This window comes from Pectobacterium sp. 1950-15 (assembly GCF_037136835.1).
GTDB lineage: Bacteria > Pseudomonadota > Gammaproteobacteria > Enterobacterales > Enterobacteriaceae > Pectobacterium.
In genome coordinates, this window is sequence record NZ_JBBBQR010000007.1 from 25249 (window position 1) to 38038 (window position 12790).

Annotated in this window: 10 protein-coding genes and 1 tRNA gene; 4 read left to right on the forward strand and 7 right to left on the reverse strand. The window is 49.0% G+C overall.

Annotation, left to right across the window (positions count from 1 at the left end; genetic code table 11):
- Window positions 1-117: 117 nt before the first annotated feature.
- Entirely contained in the window at window positions 118-765 is a 648-nt protein-coding gene (gene grxB, locus WCT94_RS09790; protein WP_336869368.1) for a glutaredoxin 2, read from the forward strand.
- 201 nt (window positions 766-966) lie between these two features.
- Entirely contained in the window at window positions 967-1533 is a 567-nt protein-coding gene (locus WCT94_RS09795) for a lipoprotein (protein ID WP_015840047.1), read from the forward strand.
- 78 nt (window positions 1534-1611) lie between these two features.
- Here WCT94_RS09795 and WCT94_RS09800 read toward each other — a convergent pair whose 3' ends face one another.
- Together WCT94_RS09800 and WCT94_RS09805 are read right to left on the reverse strand one after the other, a co-directional pair.
- Window positions 1612-2190: a TorD/DmsD family molecular chaperone gene (locus tag WCT94_RS09800; protein ID WP_336869370.1), complete on the reverse strand. Its 579-nt coding sequence runs from the start codon at window positions 2188-2190 to the stop codon at window positions 1612-1614.
- Between the two features lie 80 nt (window positions 2191-2270).
- Window positions 2271-3008 (reverse strand): phosphatase, encoded by a 738-nt coding sequence (locus WCT94_RS09805; protein WP_336869371.1) that lies wholly within the window; start codon window positions 3006-3008, stop codon window positions 2271-2273.
- Between the two features lie 280 nt (window positions 3009-3288).
- On the opposite strand from WCT94_RS09805, the gene WCT94_RS09810 reads away from it, so the two are divergent.
- Both WCT94_RS09810 and WCT94_RS09815 read left to right on the forward strand, forming a co-directional pair.
- Window positions 3289-3378 (forward strand) — tRNA-Ser (locus tag WCT94_RS09810).
- A gap of 1276 nt (window positions 3379-4654) precedes the next feature.
- Window positions 4655-6571: a methyl-accepting chemotaxis protein gene (locus WCT94_RS09815; RefSeq protein WP_336869373.1), complete on the forward strand. Its 1917-nt coding sequence runs from the start codon at window positions 4655-4657 to the stop codon at window positions 6569-6571.
- A 153-nt stretch (window positions 6572-6724) separates the two neighbouring features.
- Here WCT94_RS09815 and WCT94_RS09820 read toward each other — a convergent pair whose 3' ends face one another.
- The 5 genes from WCT94_RS09820 to pqiA form a co-directional block, all read right to left on the reverse strand.
- On the reverse strand, window positions 6725-8284 hold the full coding sequence (locus WCT94_RS09820) for a methyl-accepting chemotaxis protein (RefSeq protein ID WP_336869375.1): 1560 nt from the start codon (window positions 8282-8284) through the stop codon (window positions 6725-6727).
- A 426-nt stretch (window positions 8285-8710) separates the two neighbouring features.
- Window positions 8711-8878: a ribosome modulation factor gene (gene rmf, locus WCT94_RS09825; RefSeq protein ID WP_010276992.1), complete on the reverse strand. Its 168-nt coding sequence runs from the start codon at window positions 8876-8878 to the stop codon at window positions 8711-8713.
- A gap of 319 nt (window positions 8879-9197) precedes the next feature.
- Window positions 9198-9764, reverse strand: a complete 567-nt coding sequence (gene pqiC, locus WCT94_RS09830) for a membrane integrity-associated transporter subunit PqiC (RefSeq protein ID WP_336869377.1) — start codon at window positions 9762-9764, stop codon at window positions 9198-9200.
- Window positions 9761-11431 carry an intermembrane transport protein PqiB gene (gene pqiB / locus WCT94_RS09835; protein ID WP_431889606.1) on the reverse strand — a complete coding sequence of 557 codons (1671 nt, stop codon included), beginning with the start codon at window positions 11429-11431 and terminating at the stop codon, window positions 9761-9763. The genes pqiC and pqiB overlap by 4 nt, the downstream gene beginning before the upstream one ends.
- Window positions 11391-12749 carry a membrane integrity-associated transporter subunit PqiA gene (gene pqiA, locus WCT94_RS09840; protein WP_336869380.1) on the reverse strand — a complete coding sequence of 453 codons (1359 nt, stop codon included), beginning with the start codon at window positions 12747-12749 and terminating at the stop codon, window positions 11391-11393. Before pqiA ends, pqiB begins: the two co-directional genes overlap by 41 nt.
- Between the last annotated feature and the right edge of the window lie 41 nt (window positions 12750-12790).

Here is a 12790-nt window from a genome sequence, read left to right on the forward strand (position 1 = left end):
AAACAATTGTTTCGTCGCAGGCCTTCTCACACGCTCGGTATACTTTGTTTGATGATGGGTTACTCGCGTGGCCGCACCGCGGCCTTTGTCTATACCCTGTGATTAAGGAGACAACGTATGAAGCTCTACATTTACGATCACTGTCCCTACTGCGTTAAAGCACGCATGATCTTCGGCCTGAAAAATCTCCCTGTCGAATTGCAAATACTGGCGAATGATGATGCTGCAACACCAGAGCGGCTGATCGGCCAGAAAATGGTGCCTATTCTGCAAAAAGACGATGGCAGCCACATGCCTGAAAGCATGGACATTGTTCATTTTATTGATAATTACGATCGCAAGCCGCTGCTGACCGGCTCCACTAATCCCGCCATCACCGCCTGGCTGCGTAAAGTCACCGAGTATACGCCGCGCCTGATTATCCCTCGCTTCGCTCAGGCAGCCTTTGAAGAATTTGCCTCCGCTTCCGCCCGGCAATACTTTATTAATAAGAAGGAAGCCCAGCTAGGCAGTTTTGCTGACCACCTGAGTCATTCTCAGGGGTTGATTAAGAAATTGAACAATGACTTACAGGATCTCGATCCGCTGATTGTCCAACCAAACGCCTGTAATGGCGTGCTATCGACGGACGATATCGACCTCTTCCCGCTGCTCCGATCGCTGTCTATCGTGGCGGGCGTCACGCCTCCTTCGCGCGTTGCAGGCTATCGGGACAACATGGCAAAACAGACTCAGGTCACGCTGCTCAGCAGTCTGGCAATCTAGCTCTTCGATTTTACTCCGCCGCTTCGTCATGAGGCGGCGTTTCCCCGCTATTTCAGTGCTATCCTATTGTTTACCCTGTACATCAGGCGCACGCTGCCGATGTGTAATCGTGTTGATTGCTAACACAAATAGATTGCCCGTATGAACACACGCCACCTATGAGTAGATTGTGCGCGTCAATAGCATTAAGAGGTCAGAATAATGAAAAAATCAGGATGGATGGCAGCGGCCGCAGTGCTGCTGGCTTTTACACTCAGCGGCTGTAATAAACTCACGCAATACACGCTCAGTGAACAGGAAGTGAATGAGTACCTGCAAAAGCACAATGATTACCAGAAACAGCTGGGCGTGCCTGGCGTGGTGGATGCGCATATCGTGTTAACCGAGCTCTCCAGCCAGATTGGTCGGGCAGAACCGGGGAAAGTCACGCTAGCGGGCAATGCCAAGGTCGATATTTCGTCCCTGTTGGGCAATCAGGCTGCTGATATGAAGCTGACCCTGAAAGCACAGCCAGTATTTGATAAAACGCAAGGCGCGATTTACCTGAAAGACATGGAACTGGTCGATTACACCGTTCAACCGGAAAAAATGCAGACGGTAATGAAAACGCTAAGCCCTTACCTCAATCAATCGCTGAAAAGCTATTTTGATCAAAAACCGGCTTACGTGTTGAATGCAGATAAGAGCACGACGGAATCGCTGGCGAAGAAGATGGCGAAAGGCATCGAAATCAAACCTGGCCAGATCGTTATCCTGTTTACTGACTAACACCAACTCGCCGATAGCACACATCATGTCTGCTATCGGCGTACTCGTTTTCATACTGCGGGGTTTCATTCCAGCGTATTATTCTTCTGCTTCCGACTCGTCGTCGTCTTCATCGCTTTCACCCAGCTCATCTCGCATGGCTTCCAGCGCTTCACGGCAAACGATCGCCAGCGTACGATAAAATGCGGTGGTAGCGTGACTTTCTACTTTCCCGAGAAAACGATCGCTCCACGGTAAGAGATATTCATCAAACAGGGTAATCTGCGCCGCCGTTTCGTCTTCTTGTGCCTGATCTTCCAGCCATGACGCCGCAAGCAGCAAACTACCGAAATGACCAACCGCGCCGTCACTTAACGGCATGCCGCGCTGTTGTAGGAAGGTACGGATTTCCGCATCATCAGTATCACTTTCATAGGACGAGCGCAGCGGCGAAACCGAGCCGTTCTCACTATCAAACAGCGCCTGATAATCCGCCTCCATCGCGGGTAAATCCAATCCCTTTTGCAAACGGGCCAACAAGGCATCCTGCTCCAACGGCCAGTGCTGCGCCAATTTCCCCTCTTTAATCAGCGTGAACAACGGCGTCAGCAAAGGATCCTGCGGCTGGCGATAAAACAGCGTGCCCAATAGGCGGCACACAATAGAAAACTCGTTCATTGATAACCCTGTTTGTTTTTTAAGTAACAGTATTTTTAAGTGACAGTACTTTTAAGTGACAGTACTTTTAAGTGACAATGTCACAAATCAGCAAGTTCAGCGATAGCAGGCATTCCCCGCTGTTCGAGGAAATCCAACACGCGCCGAGGGCTTACATTCAATATCCGATCCTGCGGGAAGTTTACTTCCTGCAAAATACGTTCGCAGTGGGTAAAGTCTCCCAGAGAAAACGCGATATGGGAATCAGAACCTAAAGAAAGTAACCCACCGGCATCACGCACGGCTTCCGCAATCGCCCGACAGTTTGGTTCACTGCCTTTGCGCGAATGCATGAAAGAGGAGTTATTCAGCTCCAGCGCCACGTTGTATTTCGCAGCTGCTTCCGCAATGGCGCGGATATCGACAGGAAATTTCGGGTTACCGGGGTGACTAATGATATGTGCGTCGCCGCGTGCCATGGTCGCGATCATCGCCGTTGTATGCGTGTCTTTATCCTGTGGTGGAAAAACCGGCTCATGAAAGCCCGCGATAATCACATCCACCTGATCCAGCATGGGTCCGGTACAGTCGATATCGCCTTCAATGTTTTTTATATTCGCTTCGATACCGCGCAGGATACCGACGCCATCAATCAGACGCGGCCAAACGCGCATATTCATGAAGTGCCAGTAATGCGGCGCATCTGCCATATCTGGGCCATGATCGGTAATGGCGAACAGGCGGATATTCTTCTGCTGTGCTTCAGCGATGTAATCATGCAGGGTACTGTAAGCGTGCGTACTGGCAACGGTGTGCATATGCAAATCGACGGGATACATAGGTTCTCCTGGGTCAGCGTTTGCCAGTCAGCATACCATTTTCGGGGGTATTCCGCAGCCAGTGAGCGGAATTACAACGCATGATTAACACAAATGAAACATCCGGTTTTTGCGTAACGACGGGGGAATAAATGGAAGGCAAGCGCAAAAACGGTGAGCAAAGCAACAAATTGCGTTAACTTTAGCTAATCGCGCGTATTGAATGCAGAAGTTTGTTGACGCTGTTCGGCAATTTACCTACATTAGCGCCGTCCGCTGATATGCGATACGGCGAGACCACGGTGAGGTGTCCGAGAGGCTGAAGGAGCACGCCTGGAAAGTGTGTATACGTGAAAACGTATCAAGGGTTCGAATCCCTTCCTCACCGCCATATAAAAGAAAACGCCCTTAACTTGCGTTAAGGGCGTTTTCTTTTATATCGTTGGAACGGATGAGAAGCCTTGACAGGGTTCGACAAAACGACAGGACTGGCGTTTTGGACCGCCAACGGCGGCCCGCAGGGCGAGCGGCAGGACGCCGCGAGTCAATCCCCCACATACGTACACCGAGCGGCCCCTGACGCAAGTCAGGGGCGTTTTCTTTTATAGTGATGGAACAAACTGGGTTCGATAAAATGACAAGGTCCCGCCGCCAACGACGGCCTGCACATTAACTGACTGATTCTCTACAAAATAGAAGCCATCCATAAAGCATCGCGCAGAAAAAACAGATTTTCCTCGATATTACTGTCAGTCTTGTCCCCTGTACTTACTGAAGTATTACGAGAATAAACCAAGAAAAAATTATTAACATAGTAATAAATAACTCAGGGATAAGAAGAGCAAAACGAATGCTGAAAATAAGTATAAATACCATCATGGGAACCCCATAAGCAACACTCTCCTGAATTTCCACAAGACATTCTCTGATACCAGCACCTGCTCACTCAGTCTTTATGAGTTATAGCACCGTCATTCATAAGCCAGACAGCAATTCACAATTTATTAACGTGAAATCACAGGGGGTTATCTCATCTGAAACTGTTGAAATCAGCATTTTACTTAGGCTCACCTCTCTTTAACGAAATCACGCCATCTTCCTGAAACCTTCACTATTCAGTGGAGCATATTTCGTGCCTTGCTTTAGGTATTTTTATAAATAAAAAAATATTTCTTATTCACTTTTAAAATATGCGTTATATCATTGAATAATAAAGATAATACTTCAAGTAAAAATAAATATAGGTATCAACTGGATAGAGCATCGCCCCCATACTATGCTCACATTACGCCAACATCAGGGATCAACGTTTCGGCTGTGAGTAAAATCACATTCGATTAACAAAAAAACAAATCACACATAGAATGATTTATATCCTCAAGCTAAAAGACAACATCATGATTTTATTGAATCATGATGAAAACCATTCTTAAAAATACGTAAGAAGCTGTTTTTTTTAAACGCTTTATTTATTTTAAATGAGCACTAAAGATTATTAATCTGTATCCGAAAACATAATGAATGAATTATTTTATCTCATGCATCGCGATAAACAATAATGAAACTTCCATTAGAGTAAAACACAAAAAACTAACAAACCACGTAGAAAACCAACAATTCTAGTCATTAGCATGTTTTAAAATGAAAATATTTTTGAGGATATATCTATGACATACCTTTCTTCAGGGTTCAGAAACCTTTCCGTTGCAGCCAAACTGTTCGGCGGATTTGCCATATTGATAATAATTATTATTATCTCATCAACTTTCAGTATACAGCAATCAGTTAACATCCGGGAATATGCGCTAAAGGGGGCATTGATCGGTGAAATCAATGATGAATTGAACACCGCACGGCGAAACCGTCTTGCCTATCAAATTAATCACGATGAAAGTGTCATTCAGGCAAATAAAGTTGCTGTTGATAAAATGTATAGCAAGGCGGTACAAGGGGAAAGCTTCGCATGGGAAGCAGACACACGAACATTATTCAATGACTTAAGAAACACCATCTCTGCCTATACCGATGCACGGGATACTTTTGTCAAATTTGAACGCCAATTAGTGGATACGTCTAAAATGTTGACAGCACCAGAACAGAAGTCTGTACTGGACAAATTGAATCAGCTGTTAATCACTCATGAACAATCCACAAAGCAGGACCTGATACTACTGAATGTACTCAATCGCTTGTGGAGCGACGTGCTTCAGATACAGTCATCTGGCGGAAAAAGCGGACAGGATATTTTTGAGGCAGATTACCGTTCTGCTTTGAATCTGTTAACGACAGAAAATCTACAGCTAACCGAAGCAGATAAAAAAGCTGCACAACTGTTTCTTAATACGCTTAAAAACAATGTCAATAACTATTCTGCAGCACTTCAGCAGTCACAAGATGCTGCTAACGCACTAACGGGCTTTGCCGAAAAACTCACTAACACGATACAAAATTTGGTAGCGTCACAAACTCAAAAAAACCTGGATACCACCCAGCAAGTGATATCCATGACAGCACTGGTTGCGCTGTGCGCAGTTGTAATCGGCCTATTAGTCGCATGGCTAATTACACGCCAGATGACCCGCCAAATAAGGAACAGCCTGACCCTTGCCGAATATATTGCCGATGGTGATTTGACTGCCGTAATTGAACCTCAGCCCTCCGATGAACTAGGTCGCCTGACTACCGCTTTGGCGGTAATGAATCAGCGGTTACGCGAGATGATTTCTCAGATCAAAGAATCTGTCATGCATGTCGCTACGGCATCATCAGAAATTTCTGCAGGTAACACAGATCTGGCATCACGCACTGAAGAGCAATCATCCGCCGTTGTGGAAACTGCAGCCAGCATGGAAGAATTAACCTCAACCGTAAAACGTAATGCAGATAATGCCCGTGAAGCCAGTCATCTTGCTGATGTGGCCGCAAACCACGCCCGTTCAGGTGGCAAAATTGTTTGGGATGTGATCAATACTATGGGTGTGATCACTGAAAGTTCGAAGAAAATTACTGAAATAATCAGCGTGATTAATGGCATCTCATTCCAGACGAACATTCTGGCGTTGAATGCGGCGGTAGAGGCGGCACGGGCCGGTGAACAAGGCCGGGGCTTCGCGGTTGTCGCCGGTGAGGTAAGAAACCTTGCACAACGTAGTGCGCAGGCAGCTAAAGAAATAGAGAGTCTCATACAGGAATCAGTCCAACGCGTGCACACCGGATCAGAAATGGCGAATAAAGCGGGAGGCACTATGGAACAGATCATTTCCTCAGTCACCAATGTCAGTGAGATCATGAATGAAATTTCGAGTGCATCTGAAGAGCAGAGTCGAGGTATTGATCAGATAGGTAAAGCTGTGACAGAACTGGATTCTACCACTCAACAGAATGCCGCTCTCGTGCAGGAATCTTCTGCTGCGGCCTCTTCCCTGGAGCAACAGGCCGATCAGTTGTCACAACTGATCTCAGTATTCAGGCTGGGAACGGAGCCCACGACGCAAAGTCGTCCATCATCTGGCACACAATTATCTGCCAGGCTGAAACCCGCGGCGCTGCCGCCAGCGAATAAAGAAGACTGGGAGTCTTTCTGAAGATTTTCCCTCCAGCAACGAGTGAGAGACTTAAGCTGATCGCTGGTTTTAAGAACAGCCCGACACATATGTGTCGGGTTCAATCTTATGTCATGACTGATGAAAAACGTCGGCAAAGTTCGATACTGCCTGAACGCTGCCGTTTCGTTGCAGCTATCTTGCCCCTAGCGCCAAATAGTTGCCCGCAGACTCATCGACGCGGAATTGTTCAACGGTGCGTGACAATTCCTGTGCCTGCTCGCTCAGTGAGTGTGCCGCCGCCAGCGCTTCCTCAACCAGCGCAGCGTTCTGCTCAGTGCTCTGGTCCATCTGCGATATCGCGAGATTGACCTGTTCAATCCCGGAACGCTGCTCTGCGCTCGCCACACTGATTTCACCCATCATGGACGTGACGCGATGCACACTTTCAACAACCTCACTCATCGTATCGCCAGCCTGCTTCACGAAATCCGTGCCCTCACCCACCTTGGCAACAGAGTCATCAATCAGGCCTTTAATTTCCCGGGCGGCAGATGCCGAACGCTGCGCCAGCGTGCGGACTTCACTCGCGACCACGGCGAAGCCACGGCCTTGTTCACCGGCGCGTGCCGCTTCTACCGCCGCATTCAACGCCAGAATGTTTGTCTGGAAAGCGATGCTGTCGATAACCCCGATGATATCCACAATTTTACGCGACGACAGGCTGATGGAGTCCATCGTCACGACAACCCGGCTGACAACGTCACCACCGCGCACTGCCACGTCCGACGCTGATACCGCGAGTTCATTCGCATAGCGTGCATTGTCCGCATTCTGTTTCACCGTCGCGGTCAGTTGTTCCATTGCCGCAGCCGTCTGTTCTAATGCGCTAGCCTGCGACTCAGTACGCGCAGACAAATCGCCGTTACCTGATGCGATTTGTGTTGAAGCAGTAGCAATGGAGTTGGTACTGCTGCGAACCTGATTAACCAGATGCGACAGGTTGTCGCGCATCGCGCGGATAGCGTAAAGAATGCTGGTTTGATCGCCCGGCTTTGTTTCAACATCGACGCGTAAATTACCTTCCGCAATTTCGCGTACGACATCCACGGCATACTGCGGCTCACCGCCAAGCTGACGCATCAGCGTACGGAACATGTTCCACGCAAACGCGGAAATGATTAACAGCAGAACCAACCCTAAGGACAACAGGATCAGCGCATTGCGCCAGAATGTTTGCTGGATATCGTCAATGTAATCACCGTACCCAATCGTCCAGTCCCAAGGCTCAAATTTAATGACGGCATACAGTTTCTCAACCTTATTCTGCTGCCCCGGGCGCGTCCCTTCAGCAATCACGGTGCCGATCGTATTGCCCTGAAGCGAAGCACGATAGCGTTCCCCTGCCTCTTTGCCGCCATTGGCGTCGATGATGCCGATACGTTTAGGATTAGGATGAACGTAGTTCACATCATTCGTGTAACCGCGCACGAAGAAATAGCGATCGCCCTGATGGAAACTGCCGATCGCGCGTTTAGCCTCTTTTTCCGCTTCCTCGTGCGACAGCTGACCGCTTTTTTCAAGGTCATATGCCTTTTGTGCCGCCGAGTGAGCCAGTTGAACTAACGTAGAAAGCTGGCCGATGCGTTCGCTCATCATCGTTTTATAGAGCGTATTCAGCGCCACCGCAGATAAAATTAACATCCCTAACAAGGTCGTACCGCATAGCAGTGCAATTCTGGTTCGTAATTTCACTATATATTTCTCTCTAACCGCTTTTCAGAAAATTCCGAATAAAAAATTACACTACATTGGCGTTCTGAACCATACCATCCAGGTAGTAATGATAGATTTTTTAACAAAAAATAATGAAAAATCACCCTATTCACTCAATATAAAGACGATATCGAACAATAAAGACTAAAAATCATGATAAAAATGATCGAAATCGAAATTAATAGGTAAATAACGTTACAGAAATGACAACACCCCAGATCGTTATCTGAAACCTGACAGGTTTATTGGTCGTGTCTGTCTATGACGTGCGTTGATGACGTTCGTAGGTCGTGTCTGTCGATGGCTTTACATCGACGAACAGAGAGAAGAAGAATCAGGGCATTTGGCCCCTAAAAACAAAAGCCTCCGCAAAAGCGGAGGCGTTCCCTCTAATGACAAGGCGCGCTAAGCGGTAACAGCCCTGTCTTCCATGGCTTTTCGCCAGCCTCCCAACCAGTAAGACCGAGCATTAATTGATTGATAAGGACAAAATTCCTTTGGTCTACCGACAATACCTGCTTGATAACCACGTGAATGAGCCCGTTCCAGGCGATCGCGTTTCTGTCTCTTCATGCCTTATTTCCCTCATTATTTATCTGGTGGAAAGAAAACAATGATTACTTTATAAGCAACCACAGACTATCAATACCGATTCTGTCGCCAAAGGTCAAGGCGCAAAATTCACGCCAGTGTCATATTTGTGATCCAAAATAGGAATTTTCCCCACTCAATAACGAAAAATCGTAACCAATTGAAAATAATAAAAAACCTCTAAAAACGTAATGCAATCACAGCATTACATCTTTAGAGGCCTGATTTTTTAGAAACGTCATTGTTTCAAATTATGATCGGACGATACCGAGCACCTGTAACGATTCTTGCCAAGTAACAGCTAGTTCAGCGCCGCTACCTGCTGGGCAACCGACTGAGAAACCTGCTGCCAGCCTTGCGCCAACGTTCTGACCAACGCGTCATAGCCGTCTTCCGTTTGTGGCAGCACTACGCTAAAGGGGCGCTTAACCACTTTTCCCTGATAGGTCAGCATCCACTCTCCACGTACGATAACGTTGCCATCATAGCGGCCATGAAACCCCGTAACAGCGACGTTCAGCACCGCCTGATCGCTTCCCTGCGGCTGTGTGGTCACGACCCAACCGGGCAGTTTATGCCCCAGGTTCGTCACCAGCGCCTGCTGCAATTGCTGATCCAGAGGGCTGGCCCACAGGTTGTTGCTGGCAATGACATACTGCACGTCGTTAGTCTGGTAGACCAAGCCTGCATTGACGAGGTAGTCCGCCACGCTGACATGTTCAACCCAAAGCGGGTGACCCTGAGTCACCGCAACCTGCACTGTATTGGTATCCGCGATGATCGGCAGTTGATAATACGTTTTCTGCGTATTGCTACTGCTGCACGCGCTCAACACCAACACCAAAGCCAGTGTCCATGCTTTCATCATTGTTTTGCCCTCTTCGGTTGAGGATCCTGGCTACCCGAGGCTTCAAACACCAAGGCGTTGCTTTTCTCGTTCAGGGTACGCAGCACAGGCTGTAGCTCTCGCAACACCTGATCCAACCGCTGCATATCCGCCACCATCTTGTTATACGCCGGTGAACCGGGCTGGAAGCCTTTCATACTGCGATTCAGTTCAAGCAGCGTTTTTTGCATGTCTTCCGGCAGATCCTGCATCGCTTTGCTGGACGTCAGCTTGTTTAGCGTCGCCAGCGTTTTTTGCATTTCACGCAGCGTGGCCTGACTTTCCGTCAGCGTCTTCGTCGCTTCATTGACCATCGGATTCAGCGGCAGGTTGTTCACCTTATCTAACACCGCCATCAGCTTCTGCTGGATCTGTGACAGACCGCCGTCAATGGTAGGCAGAATTGGATAGCCATCCAGAACCAATAGATTTTTATCCACTTTCTCTTTTGGATAAAAATCGAAATCGATATAGAGCGCGCCCGTCAGGAGGTTAGCCGACTTCATCGAGGCGCGTAGTCCCAGCGATTGGGCTTGTTTTAGGTGCTGTTCAAAATCAAACGAGCCGCCAATCTTCTTCTCGAAGCGATCGGGTTCAATACGAATCAGCACCGGAATGCGATAATCATCATCCAGATCCTGCTTCATATTTTTTGGGAAAAATGGCGCTTCGGCAACCGTACCCAGTCGAATACCACGAAATTCAACCGGAGCCCCCGCCTGTAAGCCCCGGATCGATTCGCTGAAGAACAGCAGATATTCTTTATATTCGGTATACAGCGAGTCCTGAATGCTACGCTGACTATCAAAGAGCCGATATTGCGCCATGGTCTTGGCCGCATCACCCAGTTCCCATCCGGCTGGGACATCAAAGCTGACGCCACCGCTAAACAGCGTGGTCAGCGAGCCCATTTCGACACGCATACCCTGTGCCGACATATCAAATGCAACGCCGCTGTCTTTCCAAAAACGAACATTGCTGGTGACCAACCCGTCATACGGTGCTGAAATAAACAGCTGATAGCGCATCTTACGCGCTTTCGGATCGAACTCGCTGGTTTCCACCGATCCCACACGGTAGCCGCGGAACAGGACCGGATCGCCCGCATTCAATTGCCCGGATTGTTCACTGTCCAGTATCACCCTGATGCCTTTCGCATCCGGCGAGGCCAGCGGCGGCGCATCCAGTAAGGTAAACTCGCGTTTCTCATCCTTATTGGCTCCGGGCTGGAGCTCAATGTACGCGCCGGATAGCAGCGTCCCCAATCCGGAAACCCCTTCCCGACCAATTTGTGGTTTCACCACCCAGAAAGCGGAGTCCTGCTTTAGCAGTTTCTCCATGCCGTCATGCAGACGCGCTTTAATTTCCACTTGATGAAGGTCGTCGCTCAGTACCACGCTCTCTACCACCCCAACGTCTACGCTACGGCTCTTGATCGCAGTTTTTCCCGCTTCAATGCCCTCGGCGTTGCTGGTCATCAGCGTGATTTGTGGCCCTTGATGACTGAAATGGTAAAACAGTATCCAGGCGCCGATTAGCACCGTGACAATCGGCACAATCCAGACCGGCGACCAGCGTTTAATCGTTTCTACATCCGCAACGGCATGATTATCTTTCGCCAACGGCAGGCTCCTTATGAAGAACATCATTGCGACGATCCCACAACAAACGGGGATCAAACATCATCGCGGCAAACATGGTCAAAATCACCACGGCCGCGAACAGCACCGCCCCAACGGCGGGATAAATACTCATCAGGCGCCCAATGCGCACCATCGCAGACAGGACAGCAATCACAAACACATCAATCATCGACCAGCGTCCGACAAACTCAACCATCTCATAGATGACATGCATCCGCTCGCTGTCTTCCGCTTTTTTGGTTTTGCCGTTGGCCTGCCAACAAAGCCAGCCTAAGGCCAACATTTTTAGCGATGGCACCATGACGCTGGCGACAAAAATCACCATCGCGACAGGGTAAGATCCCATTCCCCACAGCAGGATGACACCCGACATAATCGTCGATCCCATGCGATCGCCGAAGGCTTCAGTCACCATGATCGGCAGCAGATTCGAGGGGATATACAGCATCACAGAAGTGATCAGCAGGGCCAGCGTCCATTGCAGGCTATGCTTCTTGCGAGCATGTCCACGTGAGTGGCAGCGCGGGCAGATTAACTGACTGGCTGGCAGAATAGCGGTGCAACATGAGCACGAGCGTAGCCCTTGCGATAGCCCGCTTTCCCCCAAGACCGGGGGCGCAGGCAAGGCCGGAGGTGGCACGATGTCATTCCATAACCAGCGGCGGTCGAGACTTTGGAAAGCCAGCAGTTGCAACAGACAAAACAGGACAAAAGGCATAAAACTGGTACCGATGCCGATATCGCCATAGGCCATCAGTTTGACAAAACTGACCAGCACGCCAGCCAGAAAAATCTCCGCCATTCCCCAGCTTTTGAGATGGAACAGCATCTTACCCATGCTTTTTTTCAACGCCAGCGGCAGCGAGGCGTGCAGACAAAGCAGAATGAGGGTCAGCATACTTAAGGCCGGAACCAACTGAACAAAAAGCATAAACAGCGTCGCGACGCTGGCATAGTTTTCCGCCACCATCACTTTGGGAATTTGTATCAGGGTAATTTCGCTGGTGATTCCCGCCACGCGCATAGAAACGAAGGGGAAGAGGTTTGCCAGCAATAGCATGAATAGCGCGCTCACCGCGTAGCCAACCGGCCGCTTGCGTGGTTCCGTCTGTCGGCTGGTTAGTGCAGTTTTACAACGTGGGCAGGTCGCCTTCTGGCCGTGCAAGAGTTCAGGCAGTTCCACCAGCAGGTCGCACTGCGGGCAAAGCATATAGTCATCATGGTGATGATGTTCGTGTTCATAGCGGTGCCCATGTGCAGGCTCATGTTGATGACTTTGTTTTGGTTGAAGACCAGGGTCATGCCTATCGTGATGGGAACACACGCATTATCTCCTTCAAAACTCGTCAGCGTATGACTGAAAAC